Source organism: Pantoea sp. GCM10028869, assembly GCF_042666835.1.
GTDB lineage: Bacteria > Pseudomonadota > Gammaproteobacteria > Enterobacterales > Enterobacteriaceae > Pantoea > Pantoea leporis.
Window position 1 is genome coordinate 244,401 of record NZ_JBHTGO010000007.1, and the last position, 17,636, is coordinate 262,036.

A 17,636-nucleotide genomic window follows, 5' to 3' on the forward strand; every position below is an offset into this window, starting at 1 on the left:
AATAGGACAGTTTGATGACAGTGAAATGTACGAAATGTGACAGTTATATGACAGCGTACAGAAATGAAGCGGGCCCATTGCGGGCCCACTCTTGTTACTGATTATTCAACGGTAACCGATTTCGCCAGGTTACGCGGCTGGTCAACATCGGTACCTTTAATCAGCGCCACATGGTATGAGAGCAGCTGTAACGGCACGGTGTAGAAGATCGGTGCAATCACCTCTTCTACGTGCGGCAGGGAGATGATTTTCATGCCATCGCTGTCGCTGAAACCGGCATCCTGATCGGCAAACACATACAGCAAACCGCCGCGCGCGCGTACCTCTTCAATATTGGATTTCAGCTTCTCCAGCAGTTCGTTGTTGGGCGCGACCACGATCACTGGCATATCCGCATCAATCAGCGCCAGCGGGCCGTGCTTCAGCTCGCCCGCCGCATAGGCTTCGGCGTGGATATAGGAGATCTCTTTCAGCTTCAGCGCGCCTTCCATCGCGATCGGATACTGATCGCCACGGCCAAGGAACAGCGCGTGATGCTTATCAGAGAAACCTTCCGCCAGGTTTTCGATTACTTTGTCCTGCGCCAGCATCTGTTCGATGCGGCTCGGCAAGGCCTGCAGCGCGTGCACAATCTCGTGCTCGGTTTCGGCTTTCATGCCGTGCAGACGACCGAGTTTCGCCACCAGCATCAGCAATACTGCCAGCTGCGTGGTGAAGGCTTTGGTGGATGCCACGCCAATTTCAGTGCCGGCTTTGGTCATCAGCGCTAAATCGGATTCACGCACCAGCGATGAACCGGCCACATTACAGATGGCCAGCGAACCGAGATAACCCAGCTCTTTCGACAGGCGCAGCGCCGCCAGCGTATCGGCGGTTTCACCCGATTGTGACAGCGTGATCAGCAGGCTATTTTTACGCACTGCAGATTTGCGATAACGGAATTCTGAAGCAATTTCCACATCACAAGGCAGGTTAGCCAGCGACTCAAACCAGTAACGCGAAACCATGCCGGAGTTGTATGACGTACCGCAGGCGATGATCTGAATATGTTCGACCTGGCTCAACAGCGTCTCAGCATCCGAGCCCAGCTCGCTGAGATCGACTTCGCCGTGATTAAAACGACCGGTGATGGTGTTTTTGATCGCGTTCGGCTGCTCGTAAATCTCTTTCTGCATGTAGTGACGATAGATGCCTTTGTCGCCGGCATCGTACTGCGCGGTCGATTCGATTTCAGCGCGCTTAGCCGTTTTACCGTCACGATCGATAATGGTGACTTCGCGGCGGGTGATCTCGGCAATGTCGCCCTCTTCCAGATAGATGAAGCGACGCGTCACCGGCAGCAGTGCCAGCTGATCGGAAGCGATAAAGTTTTCGCCCACGCCACGGCCAATCACCAGCGGACTGCCGGAGCGCGCCGCCACCAGCAGCGAAGGATCGCGGCTGTCCATGATCACCATGCCATACGCACCGCGCAGCTGCGGAATGACGCGCAGCACTACTTCACGCAGCGTGCCGCCCTGCTTCTGCTCCCAATGCACCAGATGCGCCACCACTTCGGTGTCGGTTTCTGAGGCAAAGTGATAGCCGCGCTCAAGCAACTGCGCGCGCAGCGGCTCATGGTTTTCAATGATGCCGTTGTGCACGATGATGATGTGCTCGGAAACGTGCGGATGCGCATTGGCCTCCGACGGTTCACCGTGTGTCGCCCAGCGCGTGTGTGCGATACCGGTGCCGCCAATCAGCGGCTGCTGCTCTGCGGCTTCCGCCAGGTTCTGCACTTTACCCAGACGACGCAGGCGCGTCATATGGCCCTGACGATCGACGACGGCTAATCCCGCGGAGTCATAACCGCGATACTCAAGACGACGCAAACCTTCCAGCAGAATTTCTGCGATGTCACGCTGCGCTACTGCACCAACAATTCCACACATAGTAATTTCCTGACTTCATGGCTTTCGGCCATTGCGTTGTCATACGACCTGATTTCCCCGAGCCTTGTAGAGAGTGGGGATATTTTTTTATGGCACTGCTAACAGGCCGATCGTTGTCGGCCTTTTAAATTTATTTTTTCTTAACAGGACGCTGCCAGCCCGATTTTTGATTCTGTTCTTTACGGTTGTAGACCAGATCCGCAGCTAACACATCTTTCATTATCGTGGTGCCCGCGGCGATGGTCGCACCGCTCGCCACGCTGACTGGCGCCACCAGCTGGGTATCCGAACCGATAAACACGTTGTCGCCAATGATGGTTTTGGATTTGTTGGCGCCATCGTAGTTACAGGTAATGGTACCCGCACCGATATTCACGCCCGCGCCAATTTCCGCATCGCCGAGATAAGAGAGATGACCGGCTTTGGAGCCTTTGCCGAGCGTGGCTTTCTTCATCTCTACAAAGTTGCCCACGTGCGCCGCTTCCGCCAACTCGCTGCCGGGACGCAGACGCGCAAAAGGCCCAACCGTACAAGCAGCGGCTAACGTGGCATCTTCGATCACCGAATAAGGGCTGATTTCACAGTCGTCAGCAATCACGCTGTTTTTAATGATGCAGCCGGCACCGATTTTTACGCGGTTGCCGAGCGTGACCTTGCCTTCGATGATCACGTTAGTGTCGATCTCCACATCGCGGCCGTGTTGCAACGCACCGCACAGATCGAAACGCGCCGGATCGCGCAGCATCACACCCGCCAGCAGCAGCTTTTCTGCCTGCTCGCTTTGGTAGACACGCTCAAGCGTTGCCAGCTGCAGGCGATTGTTGACGCCATCGGTTTCGCTGATGCGCGCCGGATGCACCGCATTGATCACGCGGCCTTCGTGGTGCGCCATGGCGATGATGTCGGTGATATAGAATTCGCCCTGCGCATTGTTGTTGTTAAGTTGTGCCAGCCAGCGCTTGAGGTCGCCACCGTTGGCAATCAGAATGCCGGTGTTAATTTCCTGAATTTTAAGCTGTTCTGGCGAGGCATCTTTCTGCTCAATGATGCCGATCACCGTGCCGTTTTCACGCACGATACGACCGTAGCCGGTTGGGTTATCCAGAACTACGGTGAGTAAGCCAATGCCACCCGCGGGTTTCGCGTCGCGCAGACGTTGCAAGCTGGCCTGCGAGATCAGCGGCACGTCGCCGTACAGCATCAGAATATCTTCGTCATCGGCAAAGAAGGGTGCCGCCTGCTGCATCGCATGACCAGTACCCAGTTGCTCAGCCTGCAGCACCCAGTTGAGTGCGTTATGCGCTAACGTTGACTGCAGTAAATCTCCGCCGTGGCCGTAAACCAGATGGATCTGCTGGGCGCCCAAACCGGTTGCGGCATCAATAACGTGCTGAACCATTGGTTTACCTGCAAGAGTATGCAGAACTTTGGGCAGGTCGGAATACATTCGGGTGCCTTTGCCAGCGGCTAAGATCACCACACTCATCGCGTTCGTAGACATAACTATCCTGATTCTCTTCAACTTTCGAAAGTGTAAGGTTTAACCCCGAGATTACTACATTTTTCTCGGGTCGAAATTAGCCGGGCTCAGCGCCAGGCGGCAAATTTGGGGCAAAAAAAATGCCAACCCAAAGGGCTGGCATTTCGTGACGCATAAAGCCTGATTACATCGCTTTTTTGGTCAGCTCGATGACACGCAGTTTCGCGATGGCTTTCGCCAGTTCCGCAGAAGCCTGAGCATAATCCACGTCGCCGTGGCTGCTGTTCATGTGCTCTTCCGCTTTACGTTTCGCTTCCAGCGCGCGCGCTTCGTCGAGGTCTTCACCGCGAATCGCGGTGTCGGCCAGAACGGTGGTGCTGCCAGGCTGAACTTCCAGCACGCCGCCAGAGAGGTAAATAAACTCCTCTTCGCCGTGCTGTTTCACGATGTGAATCATACCAGGCTTGATGGCTGTCAGCAGCGGGGCGTGGCCAGGACGAATCCCCAGCTCACCTTCGCTACCTGACACCTGGATACGCTCGACCAGACCGGAGAACATTTGTTGCTCCGCGCTGACCACGTCCAGATGATAAGTCATAGCCATACCATTCCTCCTGGGAAACCTAAATTACAGTTTCTTCGCTTTTTCTACGGCTTCTTCGATAGCGCCGACCATGTAGAACGCCTGCTCTGGCAGGTGGTCGAATTCGCCTTCCATGATGCCTTTGAAGCCACGGATGGTGTCTTTCAGGGTGACGTACTTACCTGGAGAACCGGTGAAGACTTCAGCAACGAAGAACGGCTGAGACAGGAAGCGCTGAATCTTACGCGCACGTGCCACCAGCAGCTTGTCTTCTTCAGACAGCTCGTCCATACCCAGGATGGCGATGATGTCTTTCAGTTCCTGGTAACGCTGCAGCAGAGACTGCACGCCACGCGCAACGTCATAGTGCTCCTGACCCACGATCAGTGGATCCAGCTGACGGCTGGTAGAATCCAGCGGGTCAACGGCTGGGTAGATACCCAGAGAGGCGATCTGACGGCTCAGCGTAACGGTTGAGTCTAAGTGAGCAAAGGTGGTTGCTGGTGACGGGTCAGTCAAGTCATCCGCAGGAACGTAAACGGCCTGTACAGAGGTGATTGAACCGGTCTTCGTGGAGGTAATACGCTCCTGCAACACACCCATCTCTTCTGCCAGCGTTGGCTGATAGCCTACCGCAGATGGCATACGACCCAGCAGTGCTGATACTTCAGTACCGGCCAGGGTGTAACGATAGATGTTGTCGATGAACAGCAGAACGTCACGGCCTTCATCACGGAATTTTTCCGCCATGGTCAAACCGGTCAGTGCTACGCGCAGTCGGTTACCCGGCGGCTCGTTCATCTGGCCATACACCAGCGCTACTTTATCGATAACGTTGGAGTCAGTCATTTCGTGGTAGAAGTCGTTACCCTCACGAGTACGCTCACCCACACCAGCAAATACCGAATAACCTGAGTGCTCAGCCGCGATGTTACGGATCAGCTCCATCATGTTTACGGTTTTACCTACACCCGCACCACCGAACAGACCAACTTTACCGCCCTTAGCGAACGGACACATCAGGTCGATAACCTTGATGCCGGTTTCCAGCAGTTCCTGCGAGTTAGACTGATCTTCATACGAAGGTGCTGCACGGTGAATAGAGGAAACCTCTACTACAGTGCCGTCGTCATTCTGCAGGTCGCCTTTCATGTCGATTGGCTCACCCAATACGTTCATGATACGGCCGAGGGTTGCTTTACCAACCGGAACCTGGATAGGTTTTTTCAGGTCGGTAACTTCCAGACCGCGCTTCAGGCCGTCAGAAGTACCCATGGCGATGGTACGAACCACGCCACCACCCAGCTGCTGCTGAACTTCCAGCACCAGACGAGCATCACCATTTTTCACCTCGAGAGCGCTGTATACCTGCGGTACCGCGTCCTGAGGGAATTCGACGTCAACTACGGCGCCGATAATCTGGACAATCTTTCCAGCTGCCATCTTGAATCCTCTACCTAATACGAAAATACCCAGCCGCGCTCGCGCGACAGGATATATGCCTGGTTAAACCGCGGAGGCTCCCGAGACGATCTCGGTAAGTTCCTGGGTGATGCTGGCCTGACGAGCTTTGTTGTAAACCAACTGCAGCTCTTTGATCAGGTTTCCGCCGTTGTCGGTTGCAGCTTTCATCGCAACCATACGTGCGGCCTGCTCACTGGCCAGGTTTTCCACCACACCCTGATAAACCTGCGATTCGACGTAACGACGCAGCAGGGTATCCAGCAGCGCTTTCGGATCGGGTTCGTACAGGTAATCCCAGGTCTTCGCCTTCATCTCTTCTTCACCTTCCGCTGGCGGTAACGGCAGCAGTTGGGTAATGGTCGGAGTCTGAGACATGGTGTTATTAAACTTGTTGGCAACGATATACAGCTTGTCGATGCGACCTTCATCGTAGGCCTGCAACATCACTTTTACCGGGCCGATCAAATCAGACAGTGCAGGCTTATCGCCCATACCGGTGACTTGTGCCACGATGTTGCCACCTACAGAGCCGAAGAATGAATTGCCTTTCGAACCGATAACAGCCAGATCGCTCTGTACGCCTTTATCCGCCCAGCTTTTCATATCTGCCAGCAATTTTTTGAACAGGTTAATGTTCAAACCACCACAAAGCCCGCGGTCAGTCGAAACGACCAGGTAGCCGACGCGCTTAACGTCACGCTCATCCAGGTAAGGGTGCTTGTATTCCAGATTACCCAAGGCAAGGTGACCAATCACTTTGCGCATGGTATCTGCATACGGACGGCTGGCCGCCATGCGTTCCTGCGTTTTACGCATTTTGGAGGCGGCGACCATTTCCATCGCTTTGGTGATCTTCTGCGTATTTTTTACGCTTCCGATCTTACTACGTATTTCTTTTGCGCCGGCCATTAGCTTCTCCTCAAAGCCTTGCGGCCTGCCTTTTCAGACAAGCCGCCAGACATTACCAGGACTGGGTTGCTTTAAACGTTTCGAGGAGGCCTTTCAGCTTCTCTTCGATTTCGTTATTGAAGTTACCCGCTTGGTTGATTTCAGCCATCAGCTCAGCGTGATCGCGATCCGCGAACGCCAGCAGAGCGGCTTCGAAGCTGCCGACTTTCGCCAGTTCAACATCGTTCAGATAGCCGCGCTCAGCAGCAAACAGCACCAGACCCTGTTGCGCGACTGACATCGGCGCATACTGTTTCTGTTTCAGCAGCTCGGTCACTTTCTGACCGTGGCTCAGCTGTTTACGCGTTGCATCGTCCAGATCGGAAGCGAACTGAGAGAACGCAGCCAGTTCACGATACTGTGCCAGCGCGGTACGAATACCACCGGACAGTTTCTTGATGATCTTAGTCTGTGCAGCACCACCAACACGGGATACCGAAATACCCGGGTTAACGGCTGGACGAATACCGGAGTTGAACAGGTTAGATTCCAGGAAGATCTGACCATCAGTAATCGAGATTACGTTGGTCGGAACGAACGCAGAAACGTCACCCGCCTGAGTTTCGATGATTGGCAGTGCGGTCAGAGAACCGGTCTGGCCTTTCACTTCACCGTTGGTGAAGCGCTCAACGTAGTCAGCGCTAACGCGTGATGCACGCTCCAGCAGACGAGAGTGGAGATAGAACACGTCACCAGGGAATGCTTCACGACCTGGTGGACGGCGCAGCAGCAGAGAAATCTGACGGTAAGCAACAGCCTGCTTAGACAGGTCATCGTACACGATCAGTGCATCTTCACCGCGGTCACGGAAGTACTCACCCATTGCACAACCGGCGTACGGTGACAGGTACTGCAGTGCTGCAGATTCAGAAGCAGAAGCGACAACCACTATGGTGTTAGCCAGCGCGCCGTGCTCTTCTAGTTTGCGAACTACGTTAGAAATGGTTGACGCTTTCTGACCAATCGCAACGTAGACACACTTGATGCCTGAATCGCGCTGGTTGATGATGGCGTCGATTGCCATTGCAGTTTTACCGGTCTGACGGTCACCGATGATCAGCTCACGCTGGCCACGGCCGATTGGAATCATCGCATCGACAGATTTGTAACCGGTCTGAACAGGCTGGTCTACTGACTGACGGTCGATAACGCCCGGTGCAATCACTTCAACAGGCGAGAAGCCGTCGTTTTCAATTGCGCCTTTACCGTCGATCGGTGCACCCAGGGTGTTCACCACACGGCCCAGCAGGCCACGGCCAACTGGAACTTCTAAAATACGACCCGTACATTTTACTTTCATGCCTTCCGCGAGGTCAGCATACGGGCCCATCACTACTGCACCAACCGAGTCACGCTCGAGGTTCAGTGCGATAGCGTAACGGTTGCCCGGCAGGGCAATCATCTCACCCTGCATGACATCGGCCAGGCCGTGTACGCGGATGATACCGTCACTTACAGAAACAATAGTACCTTCGTTGTGAGCTTCACTCACGACATTGAACTGAGCAATGCGCTGCTTGATCAGTTCGCTGATTTCGGTGGAATTCAGTTGCATATGCTCCAGTCCCCTTAAGACTGCAAGACGTCTGCCAGACGATCAAGACGGCCGCGTACGCTGCCATCAATGACCAGGTCACCCGCACGGATAACCACACCTGCCATTACAGACTTATCAATTTTGCAATTCAGCTTAACTTTACGTGACAGACGTTTTTCCATCGCGGCGCTGATTTTAGTCAGCTGACTGTCACTCAGCGTGCTGGCAGAAATCACATCAACTTCGGCTGTCGCTTCATAAGCGTCACGCAGTTGAATGTACTGAGCCAGTACGGCTGGAAGCGCTGTCAAACGTCCGTTTTCGGCCATTACCTTAATCAGGTTCTGGGCGTTTTCATCAAGTTGATCGCCACAAACTGCAATGAAAGAAGCAGACAAAGCTTCCGGTGCGAGCGCACCGGAAAGAAGATCTGCGATCTGTTCGTTGCGAGCCACTTCTGCGGCAAACGCCAGCATGGATTGCCAGCGATCGATGCTTTGATGCTCAACAGCAAAGTCAAAAGCTGCTTTGGCGTAGGGGCGAGCTACAGTAATCAGATCAGACATCAGCCCCTCCCTCCTTACAGTTCAGCGACCAGTTTATCAACGATGTCGCTGTTAGCAGCTTCATCCACGGAACGTTCGATGATTTTCTCGGCGCCAGCTAATGCCAGCAACGCGACTTGCTTACGCAGCTCTTCACGGGCACGCGAACGCTCGGCATCAATTTCTGCCTGCGCCTGCGCCACGATGCGGTTACGTTCAGTCTCAGCTTCGGTTTTCGCTTCGTCCAGAATCTGGGCACGGCGTTTGTTCGCCTGCTCGATAATGACCTGAGCGTCTTCTTTCGCTTTTTTCAGCTGGTCGGTCGCATTGGCCTGCGCGAGATCTAAATCTTTCTTCGCGCGCTCAGCAGAAGCAAGGCCTTCAGCAATTTCTTTCTGGCGCTTTTCGATGGCAGCCATAATCGGCGGCCATACGTACTTCATGCAGAACGCGACAAACAGAATGAACGCGATGGCCTGGCCGAGGATTGTTGCATTAATGTTCACAGCACAATGCCTCTTATTAAGTTAACTTGCTCTGCCGCTATCAGAGATAAACGGCAGAATCCGTCCCTCATCACACCAGGTGCCATGAGTGAACAAGGCTACCAGGTTTAAGCGACAGCAAACATCACGTAGAGACCCAGACCTACAGCGATCATCGGGATTGCATCCACCAGACCCATTACAACAAAGAACTGCGTACGCAGCAGAGGGATCAGATCCGGTTGACGCGCGGCGCCTTCCAGGAATTTACCTCCGAGGATGCCGATACCGATCGCAGCACCGATTGCCGCCAGGCCCATCATCACAGCGGCAGCCATGTACAGCAGATCCATATTCAGGTTTTCCATGACAGTCTCCAGTTTGTTTCAGTTAAAAGCTTAAGTGTTGAGATAAAAATCAATGTTCTTCAGATGCCATCGACAGATAGACGATCGTGAGGACCATGAAAATGAAAGCCTGCAGCGAAATGATCAGGATGTGGAAAATGGCCCAAGGCACATTCAACAACCACTGCGACCACCACGGCAGCAAGCCGGCAATCAGGATAAAGATCAACTCACCCGCATACATGTTGCCGAACAGTCGCAGACCCAGTGAAACAGGCTTGGACAGCAGGCTAACACCTTCAAGAATCAGGTTAATGGGGATGAAGATCGGGTGATTAAAAGGCTGCAGCGTCAACTCTTTGGTGAAGCCGCCAATGCCTTTCATTTTGATGCTGTAGAACAGAATCAAAATAAATACGCCCAGCGCCATAGACAGCGTGATGTTCACGTCTGCAGACGGCACGACGCGCAGCGCCGGCAGGCCTAAATAGTGCTCGCCGATAAACGGCAGCAAATCGATAGGCAGCAGATCCATGAAGTTCATCAGGAAGACCCAGACGAAAATCGTCAGAGCCAGCGGGGCGATAAGTTTGCTTTTACCGTGGTACATGTCGCGCACGTTGTTATCAACGAAGCCGACAACCAGTTCGATAGCCGCTTGTAATTTCCCTGGAACACCGCTGGTAGCGCTTTTCGCCACTTTGCGGAACAACACCAGGAAAATCAGTCCCAGCACCACAGAGAAAAACATGGAATCGATATTTAATACCCAGAACGTCGCGGGAGCGTCGTGCGGATTCACCAACTCGAAAGTACGCAGGTCCAACTGAAGGTTATTCAGGTGGTGACCTATGTATTCTTGCGGAGTAGAGATTTCTCCAGCAGCCATGATGCCTCTTACCCTTTGTTGTTAATTACAGCCGGAGCGACGATCTGCACCACCAGCACCGATAACCACGTGATTGCGAGTGGCCAGAAGACCGCTCCAAACACACCCAACGCCACCGCGAGGAAAATGACGGTTGTGAACACCTTCAACACTTCACCAAGGGCGAAGCTCCAGGCAACACGTCCTTTCGCAGGCGTTTGATCCTGCAGGCGCCAGGCCAAAAACATAAACAACACGTTCGGCAGCCAGGCTGCCACGCCACCCGCGATGGCGGAGGCGCCCCAGGTAACCTCTTTCAGGGTAAAGAGCGCACCGATGATGACAAAGGTCACCAGCTGAATGATCAGCACGGCCCGGGCTAATTTCACACTGTAAAGAGACACTGACATGACGCTGAACTCTCCTGCCCCGAACGGGGTATGTCGCGTGTCGTATAAGACTGCCTTTACTCATTTGAGTCAAGCAGCAAAAGCCGTGCAAATTATACGGGCGCCACCTGCGATTTCAATCGGTAAGTAGCGAAAAGGTGAACAATTATTTAAATTTCTTTCTGAAGGGCTATTTTTCAAAACATCGTCTTCAGGCAATGTCTGACTTTAAGTCTGAAAATGCCCGACCGACTTGCTTTTAAAGCGTGCTTTAGATCACATAATAAACAAGGAATGCCTGACTGAATTTGTTTCAGACAAGATTTATAAGATTTCTAAATTTCATTAAGCACTTATAAATCAGAGTTTTAATTTTATTATTTAACAGTTGCGCTACGATTTTCGAGAAAAACACTCTATTGACATCATGCGCTGCAATAAAAACGCAAAACTGAGATTACGTACGCCAATTTATTGCAAAGTTATATTTTCACCAGTGATTATTTGGTTGGGTAAATACACGCGATAAAGTGATCTAAGTGATAATAGAATGTGAATTATTCGTTAAATGTAACAGAGCTTTTCGGATAATTTCCGCCGGGGATGTTAACTCGCGCGCCCTGCCCTGCGAAATAAAAGCTTTTACCTAAAAGTGTTCAATCGCTGCTTTTTCGTTCAGGGCAATAACTAAGACAAACGGCATGAACCGGCTTAAATCCATACCGTTTTAATGGCTATTGGTGTGTAATCACCACCAGATGACGTTCACCATCCAGCTCGGGTACCTGCAGCGGTTGAATTTTTTCCACCCTAAAGCCAGCGGGTAATGCAGCAATCTCATCATCCGGACGCACACCTTTCAGGGCATAAAAGCGACCTTCAGGACCCGGCAGATGATGACACCAGGTCAGCATATCCTCGAGTGAAGCAAATGCACGACTGATAACACCGTCGAATGGCGGCTCAGACGGGTACTCTTCAACGCGGCTCTGCACCGGCGTGACGTTAGTAAGTCCTAACTCATGTTGTACCTGACGCAGGAATCGCACGCGTTTGCCGAGGCTATCCAGCAAGGTGAAATGCGATTGCGGGCGCACAATGGCCAGCGGAATGCCTGGCAAGCCCGGACCGGTGCCGACATCAATAAAGCGTTCGCCCTGCAAATGTGGCTCAACCACCACGCTGTCGAGAATATGGCGTACCAGCATCTGCTGCGGGTCGCGCACTGATGTCAGGTTATAGGCCTTATTCCACTTATGCAGCAACTCAACATAGCCAACCAACTGCTGTTTTTGTTGATCGGTAAGGGAAATGTTTGCCGCTTTTAGCAGCGAGGAGAGTTTGTTGATCACAACGAGAATTCCATTAACGGGGGCGAGTTGCCTCGCCCCAAAGTCGATCAGGCGCTTTTACGCAGCAAGCCCTGTTTTTTCAGGTAAATCAGCAGAATTGAGATGGCCGCAGGCGTGATGCCCGAAATACGAGAAGCCTGGCCGATGGAAGTCGGTTTGTGATCGTTGAGTTTGGCGATCACTTCATTCGACAAGCCATTTACCTGGCGATAGTCGAGCTCGACAGGCAACAAGGTGTTTTCATTGCGCAGCTGGCGATCAATCTCTTCCTGCTGACGCGCAATGTACCCTTCATATTTCACCTGAATCTCCACCTGCTCAGCAGCTTGCTCATCTGACAGTGCCGGACCGTAGCTGGCGATTGACGTCAGCAGCGGATAGGTCATCTCTGGACGACGCAGCAGATCTTCACCGCTGGCTTCTTTGGTGAGCGGCGCACTGATCACCGCGTTCACTTCCGCCACGTTATCCGATTTTGGATGCACCCACAGATCGCGCAGGCGTTGACGCTCCTGCTCAATCGCCTCCAGTTTCTGGTTGTAGCGCGCCCAGCGGTCATCATCAACCAGACCGAGTTCGCGACCGGCTTCGGTCAAACGTAGATCGGCGTTGTCTTCGCGCAGCATCAGGCGGTATTCAGCGCGTGATGTAAACATGCGGTACGGCTCTTTCGTGCCCAATGTGCACAAATCATCAACCAGCACACCAAGGTAAGCCTGATCGCGACGTGGCGCCCAGCCCTCTTTGTCGGCGGAAGCGCGTGCTGCGTTGAGGCCGGCCAGCAAACCTTGCGCTGCCGCTTCTTCGTAGCCAGTGGTGCCGTTGATCTGGCCGGCAAAGAATAGGCCGTGAATAAATTTGCTTTCCAGCGTCGGTTTGAGATCGCGTGGATCGAAGAAATCATACTCGATGGCGTAACCCGGACGGATGATCTTCGCGTTTTCCAGTCCTTTCATCGAACGTACAATCTGCATCTGTACGTCAAACGGCAGGCTGGTGGAGATACCATTCGGGTAGATCTCGTTGCTGGTCAGGCCTTCCGGCTCCAGGAAGATCTGGTGCGCATTACGATCGGCAAAACGCATCACTTTGTCTTCGATCGATGGGCAATAACGTGGACCAATACCTTCGATGATCCCGGCATACATCGGGCTGCGATCGAGGTTATTGCGGATCACGTCATGCGTCTGTTCGTTGGTGTAGGTGATCCAGCATGGTACTTGTTGTGGATGCTGTGAAACCTTGCCCATGAACGAGAACACCGGCATCGGATTATCACCGTGCTGCGGTGTCAGCACCGAAAAATCAATCGAGCGTGCGTCGATACGTGGCGGCGTACCGGTTTTCAGACGGTTTACGCGCAGCGGCAGTGCACGCAGGCGTTTTGCCAATGGGATTGATGGCGGATCGCCTGCACGGCCACCGCTGTAGTTATCCAGCCCGATGTGGATTTTGCCATCGAGGAAGGTCCCGACGGTCAGCACCACGGTTTTGGCGCGGAACTTCAGGCCCATTTGCGTCACAGCACCGACGACACGATCGTTTTCCACAATCAGATCGTCAACCGCCTGCTGGAAGATCATCAGGTTTGGCTGGTTCTCTAATGCGGTGCGTACCGCCTGGCGATACAGTACACGGTCAGCCTGAGCACGAGTGGCGCGAACGGCGGGGCCTTTACTCGCGTTTAGTATCCTAAACTGGATACCTGCCTGGTCAATTGCCGTGGCCATCAAACCGCCTAAGGCATCCACTTCCTTCACCAGATGTCCTTTCCCGATGCCACCGATCGCCGGGTTACAGGACATTTGTCCAAGCGTATCAATGTTATGGGTGAGTAACAGGGTTTGCTGACCCATTCGGGCTGCGGCCATCGCGGCCTCTGTGCCCGCATGACCACCACCGATTACGATGACGTCAAAAGGATCTGGATAAAACATGAAGTGGGTCCTCGTTAGTGTTTCGGACAGGGATCGTTGCCCTGGGCGGTGGATTCTACTGAAATAATGTCGGCGGCGAAAGTCGCGGGATCCCGAGGTTTAAAAGAAAGGATCTTAAGTCTTTTATATGATCTTTCTGTTAGATCTACTATTAGGATCGCATCCGGCTGTTGATAACCCCAAAAAGTTCATGCTAAACAGCAAATTAGCGAGGATCATTAGCTGTGAATGATCGGTGATCCTGATCCGTATAAGCTGGGATCAAAATGGCTACTTATGCACAGACTAAAAAAGAAACAGGCGTTGTTCTTTGGATAACTACTGGTTATACGCATGAAACAGGCCATGTTATCCACAGTCGATCGCGGGTTTAAGGTAAAAAAACAGCGCAATCAACTGGGGATCATTCTATTTTCCCGATCCCTAGCCACTAAAGATCGTTTTAAATCTGCGTTTTCCATGTGGCGACCCACACTTCGGCCGCGTCTTCCGGGATCTCATGCTCCAGCACGTCGATCTCCAGTCGATCGCCAATGCGTTTGGCGCCCAGTTGGTTCAATTGCTCTTCCAGCAGCTTGATCGCGCCGCAGAAAAGATCGTATTCATGATTACCGATGCCGACTGCGCCATAACGTAAGCCAGAGAGGTCCGGTTTTGTTTCCTGCAGTGCTTCATATAAAGGAAGCAAATTATCAGGCAGTTCACCGGCACCGTGCGTGGAGGTAACGATCAGCCAAATCCCTTCCGGTAGCAGCTCATCCAGCTCTGGGCCATGCAGCACCTCGGTTGAGAAGCCCGCTTCCTGCAGTTTTTCTTCCAGATGTTCAGCAACATATTCGGCGCTGCCAAGGGTACTTCCACTGATTAACGTAATATCGGCCATGATGCTCTCCCGCACTAAAGGCGAGCATTGTACGCTGTGATCAAGCCGTGATCCACCTGTGGAAAACAGGGTTAACAGTAGAAAGCATCAGGCGGCAAGTCGCGCTATACGCGCGATCTGCCGGGGATAAGTTTGTGCACAGATTAGAGAGGGATCACGGCTTAATGGTGCGCATGATCGGGTTTTGCAGGGAGATCAGGGTTTCGGTGGACTGAATTTCGTCGATGGTCTGGATCTTATTGATCAACACCTGTTGCAAGGCATCGATTGATCGGCACATCACTTTGATAAAGATGCTGTAATGACCGGTGGTGTACCAGGCTTCCACCACTTCATCCAGCGCGTCGAGTTTGCTCAGAGCCGCCGGATAATCGCGCGCGCTTTTAAGGATAATGCCGATAAAGCAGCACACATCGAAGCCGAGCTGACGTGGATCGATCTCCACGCGCGTGCCCAAAATAATGCCCGCCTGACGCATCTTCTCCACCCGCACATGAATGGTGCCGGGGCTGACGTTGAACTGCTTGGCGAGCTCGGCATAGGCGGTACGCGCATTCTGTAGCAGCGCATTCAGAATGCCGCGATCCAGGTTATCCAGCTGAAGGTGTTCCGCCATTGTCCATCCTCGTTGAGTTCTTCTTCTATGAATAGAGGAGAATGTGCAGCAAATTAGCGGTGCAGGCAAGGTGCAGACAACAGCCATGCCGTTGTCTGCCTGCTTTTTAGCGCTTACGCCAGAAGGTCACTTGCGCCTGCGTGTGCTGGAATTTGCGCGCCGTTTCGCGGATCACAAAGGGGACATCCTGTGGCGGTGCCACTTCGTCAAAGGCATCACGTAACAGACGCTGCAGCGCCTGATAGGTTGTCAGCGCTTCACCATTTTCGCGAACACCGCCCAGCCAGTTCTCTTTCGGCGTGAAATCTTCCAGCCAGGTATACGGCGATGACAGCACCAGCAAACCACCGGCGCGGATCATCGGCGTGACATCCTGCAGGAAACGTTTTGGCTGACGCAGACGATCGATCAGGTTAGAGGCCAGCACCAGATCGTAACGGTCCGGCTGCGGCTTCAGGTTACAGGCATCGCCCTGCACAAACTGAATACGCTGCGCTTGCTCAGCTTCCAGACCAAACTCTTTCAGCCGCACCTGACGATACTCCACCAGATCGCCCTCTTCGGGCACCACATAGCGGAAATCCTCACCGGAGGTCAGCTGCAGCGCAACATCAATAAAGCGCGCCGAGTAATCCATGCCCGTTACTGACTCGAAGTGTCGCGCCAGTTCAAAGCTGGCCCGCCCGGTGGCGCAGCCGATATCCAGCGCCTGACCCCGCGCAGTACAGTGCGGCAGCAGCTTTTCCACCAGCGCAGCTGCGTAGTTGGGTACGTTGTAGTAGCTCGGCCCGTACTGGAAATCGAGATACTGCGACACCATGCTGTCGGTTTCATAAGGATTGAGCGTCATGCTCTCTTCATGGGAAGAAACGACATAGCGGAAACCGGCGTGCTGGAAAAAGTGACGACGGAAAGCGTAGCGCGCAGATTTCAACGCTTCATTGCCGGTGGAAATCCAGCTGCCACCTTTGATTAGCGCATGTTTGCCATCAAAGGTGGGTGTGGAGAAATCGTCGTAGAGCGGATGCACCTTAAAGCCTTCGAAACCGTTGGTTGGCGTCGTGGTCCACTGCCAGACGTTGCCGACGATGTCGTAAAACTCACCTTGTACGAAGCGATCGACCGGGCTGGAGGAAGCCCAGTATGCCAGATTGATGTTGCCCGGCGCTTCAGTCCAGTCCGGCTGATCGCCGCCAACTTGCTCACGCAGCTGCGCCCATTCGGCTTCGCAGGGAAGCTGAACAGATTTACCGGTCTCTTCCGCCAGCCAGCGACAGAACGCGGCGGCTTCCAGTTGATTCACTTCCGCCGGCCAATCCCACGGCATCGCCACTTCTTCGGCCAGCACGCGCAGTTTTAGCTGATCGGGCAGCTTTTCGTCACCGACCCAGAATGTCGGCATCTGCGCACCGGAAAATTCACGCCAGCCCCAACCTTCGTCATCCCACCAGCGGCGATCGTTATAACCGTCCGCCGCAATAAAACGATAAAACTCGGCATTGCTGACCAGCATTTTGCTGGCCTTAAACGGCTTAAGTTCGGTTTGCTGGCTACCGTATTCGTTATCCCAGCCATAAGTGTCGTCGGTTTTGCCCTGCTGCACACGGCCGCCGGGCATCGCGATCAGAGAATTTTCCGGTACCGATCGACGATCGTGACGCGCCTGCGGGCAGACTGGCCAGTGCGGCTGCGGTTTAACCCATTCAATCGGCAACTGGCGCATCAGCACGCTGGAGGTTTCCAGATGAATACGTTCGTGTTCGATGCCCATCAAAATCACCCACGCCGGGCTGTTCCAGTCGATCGGCAGTTCCAGCGGCATGGTGCGAATAAACTCACTCACCAGGCTTTTCACTTTGCCACGATAGTCGCGCACTTCTGCGATGGTCGGCCAGTCGTAATGGCTGTCGTTGAGATCGTCCCAACTCATCTCATCCACGCCGATCGCCATCATCGCCTCAATACGATCGTCAACGCGTTGATCGAGGTAGCGGCCCGCCATCAGCTTATTAATGTAGAAGGTTGCGGTGTGGCCAAAATAGAAGATCAGCGGATGGCGCAGCGAAATGGCTTTGTTAAACCAGGCGCGCTCGTCCGCCAGGCAATCAAACAGGCTTTCATACAGTTCCCAGGTTTGGGTGAAGTACGCCAGCAGCTCGGCCCGTTTTTGTTCGGAGTGTTGGCCGGAAAGTTTCAGCGTACGGGTCGGTGCGGGAAGTTGGGCGGTCGTCACAAGGTGCTCCAGTTTGCTAAATGCTCGAACTTATCAAT

The 17,636-nt window shown here is 53.4% G+C and carries 16 protein-coding genes; all 16 read right to left on the bottom strand.

Translation table 11 applies throughout. The features are described from left to right. Positions 1 to 101: 101 nt before the first annotated feature. Positions 102 to 1,931 (bottom strand): glutamine--fructose-6-phosphate transaminase (isomerizing), encoded by a 1,830-nt coding sequence (gene glmS / locus ACFQW4_RS18680; RefSeq protein ID WP_354467589.1) that lies wholly within the window; start codon positions 1,929 to 1,931, stop codon positions 102 to 104. A 130-nt stretch (positions 1,932 to 2,061) separates the two neighbouring features. Beyond that, positions 2,062 to 3,432, bottom strand: coding sequence for a bifunctional UDP-N-acetylglucosamine diphosphorylase/glucosamine-1-phosphate N-acetyltransferase GlmU (glmU, locus tag ACFQW4_RS18685; protein WP_377726581.1), 1,371 nt, complete (start codon positions 3,430 to 3,432; stop codon positions 2,062 to 2,064). A 163-nt stretch (positions 3,433 to 3,595) separates the two neighbouring features. Next, positions 3,596 to 4,015: a F0F1 ATP synthase subunit epsilon gene (locus ACFQW4_RS18690; RefSeq protein WP_008106717.1), complete on the bottom strand. Its 420-nt coding sequence runs from the start codon at positions 4,013 to 4,015 to the stop codon at positions 3,596 to 3,598. A 24-nt stretch (positions 4,016 to 4,039) separates the two neighbouring features. Continuing rightward, positions 4,040 to 5,437 (bottom strand): F0F1 ATP synthase subunit beta, encoded by a 1,398-nt coding sequence (gene atpD / locus ACFQW4_RS18695; RefSeq protein WP_008106718.1) that lies wholly within the window; start codon positions 5,435 to 5,437, stop codon positions 4,040 to 4,042. A gap of 63 nt (positions 5,438 to 5,500) precedes the next feature. Continuing rightward, positions 5,501 to 6,367 carry a F0F1 ATP synthase subunit gamma gene (gene atpG / locus ACFQW4_RS18700; protein WP_101763910.1) on the bottom strand — a complete coding sequence of 289 codons (867 nt, stop codon included), beginning with the start codon at positions 6,365 to 6,367 and terminating at the stop codon, positions 5,501 to 5,503. 52 nt (positions 6,368 to 6,419) lie between these two features. Beyond that, complete coding sequence (gene atpA, locus ACFQW4_RS18705; protein ID WP_008106721.1) at positions 6,420 to 7,961, bottom strand: F0F1 ATP synthase subunit alpha; 1,542 nt, start codon at positions 7,959 to 7,961, stop codon at positions 6,420 to 6,422. A gap of 14 nt (positions 7,962 to 7,975) precedes the next feature. Further along, positions 7,976 to 8,509, bottom strand: a complete 534-nt coding sequence (gene atpH, locus ACFQW4_RS18710; protein ID WP_008106723.1) for a F0F1 ATP synthase subunit delta — start codon at positions 8,507 to 8,509, stop codon at positions 7,976 to 7,978. Between the two features lie 14 nt (positions 8,510 to 8,523). Next, on the bottom strand, positions 8,524 to 8,994 hold the full coding sequence (atpF, locus tag ACFQW4_RS18715) for a F0F1 ATP synthase subunit B (protein ID WP_007893603.1): 471 nt from the start codon (positions 8,992 to 8,994) through the stop codon (positions 8,524 to 8,526). 107 nt (positions 8,995 to 9,101) lie between these two features. Continuing rightward, complete coding sequence (gene atpE, locus ACFQW4_RS18720) at positions 9,102 to 9,341, bottom strand: F0F1 ATP synthase subunit C (RefSeq protein ID WP_003849523.1); 240 nt, start codon at positions 9,339 to 9,341, stop codon at positions 9,102 to 9,104. Positions 9,342 to 9,390: 49 nt separating this feature from the next. After that, positions 9,391 to 10,209 (bottom strand): F0F1 ATP synthase subunit A, encoded by an 819-nt coding sequence (gene atpB, locus ACFQW4_RS18725; RefSeq protein WP_007893608.1) that lies wholly within the window; start codon positions 10,207 to 10,209, stop codon positions 9,391 to 9,393. An 8-nt stretch (positions 10,210 to 10,217) separates the two neighbouring features. Then, positions 10,218 to 10,598 (bottom strand): F0F1 ATP synthase subunit I, encoded by a 381-nt coding sequence (atpI, locus tag ACFQW4_RS18730; RefSeq protein WP_064738312.1) that lies wholly within the window; start codon positions 10,596 to 10,598, stop codon positions 10,218 to 10,220. 713 nt (positions 10,599 to 11,311) lie between these two features. Next, positions 11,312 to 11,929 carry a 16S rRNA (guanine(527)-N(7))-methyltransferase RsmG gene (gene rsmG, locus ACFQW4_RS18735; protein WP_377726590.1) on the bottom strand — a complete coding sequence of 206 codons (618 nt, stop codon included), beginning with the start codon at positions 11,927 to 11,929 and terminating at the stop codon, positions 11,312 to 11,314. A gap of 47 nt (positions 11,930 to 11,976) precedes the next feature. Then, positions 11,977 to 13,866 (bottom strand): tRNA uridine-5-carboxymethylaminomethyl(34) synthesis enzyme MnmG, encoded by a 1,890-nt coding sequence (gene mnmG, locus ACFQW4_RS18740; RefSeq protein WP_377726592.1) that lies wholly within the window; start codon positions 13,864 to 13,866, stop codon positions 11,977 to 11,979. A 442-nt stretch (positions 13,867 to 14,308) separates the two neighbouring features. Continuing rightward, positions 14,309 to 14,749 carry an FMN-binding protein MioC gene (gene mioC, locus ACFQW4_RS18745; protein WP_101763915.1) on the bottom strand — a complete coding sequence of 147 codons (441 nt, stop codon included), beginning with the start codon at positions 14,747 to 14,749 and terminating at the stop codon, positions 14,309 to 14,311. Positions 14,750 to 14,903: 154 nt separating this feature from the next. Continuing rightward, positions 14,904 to 15,365: a transcriptional regulator AsnC gene (asnC, locus tag ACFQW4_RS18750; RefSeq protein ID WP_008106733.1), complete on the bottom strand. Its 462-nt coding sequence runs from the start codon at positions 15,363 to 15,365 to the stop codon at positions 14,904 to 14,906. A 106-nt stretch (positions 15,366 to 15,471) separates the two neighbouring features. Then, positions 15,472 to 17,598, bottom strand: a complete 2,127-nt coding sequence (ovoA, locus tag ACFQW4_RS18755) for a 5-histidylcysteine sulfoxide synthase (protein WP_377726595.1) — start codon at positions 17,596 to 17,598, stop codon at positions 15,472 to 15,474. Positions 17,599 to 17,636: the final 38 nt, after the last annotated feature.

Excerpts from the sequence above, each read along its gene's own strand:
- glmS (WP_354467589.1), bottom strand. The coding sequence starts at position 1,931 with ATGTGTGGAATTGTTGGTGCAGTAGCGCAGCGTGACATCGCAGAAATT.
- glmU (WP_377726581.1), bottom strand. The coding sequence starts at position 3,432 with ATGTCTACGAACGCGATGAGTGTGGTGATCTTAGCCGCTGGCAAAGGC.
- ACFQW4_RS18690 (WP_008106717.1), bottom strand. The coding sequence starts at position 4,015 with ATGGCTATGACTTATCATCTGGACGTGGTCAGCGCGGAGCAACAAATG.
- atpD (WP_008106718.1), bottom strand. The coding sequence starts at position 5,437 with ATGGCAGCTGGAAAGATTGTCCAGATTATCGGCGCCGTAGTTGACGTC.
- atpG (WP_101763910.1), bottom strand. The coding sequence starts at position 6,367 with ATGGCCGGCGCAAAAGAAATACGTAGTAAGATCGGAAGCGTAAAAAAT.
- atpA (WP_008106721.1), bottom strand. The coding sequence starts at position 7,961 with ATGCAACTGAATTCCACCGAAATCAGCGAACTGATCAAGCAGCGCATT.
- atpH (WP_008106723.1), bottom strand. The coding sequence starts at position 8,509 with ATGTCTGATCTGATTACTGTAGCTCGCCCCTACGCCAAAGCAGCTTTT.
- atpE (WP_003849523.1), bottom strand. The coding sequence starts at position 9,341 with ATGGAAAACCTGAATATGGATCTGCTGTACATGGCTGCCGCTGTGATG.
- atpB (WP_007893608.1), bottom strand. The coding sequence starts at position 10,209 with ATGGCTGCTGGAGAAATCTCTACTCCGCAAGAATACATAGGTCACCAC.
- atpI (WP_064738312.1), bottom strand. The coding sequence starts at position 10,598 with ATGTCAGTGTCTCTTTACAGTGTGAAATTAGCCCGGGCCGTGCTGATC.
- mnmG (WP_377726592.1), bottom strand. The coding sequence starts at position 13,866 with ATGTTTTATCCAGATCCTTTTGACGTCATCGTAATCGGTGGTGGTCAT.
- mioC (WP_101763915.1), bottom strand. The coding sequence starts at position 14,749 with ATGGCCGATATTACGTTAATCAGTGGAAGTACCCTTGGCAGCGCCGAA.
- asnC (WP_008106733.1), bottom strand. The coding sequence starts at position 15,365 with ATGGCGGAACACCTTCAGCTGGATAACCTGGATCGCGGCATTCTGAAT.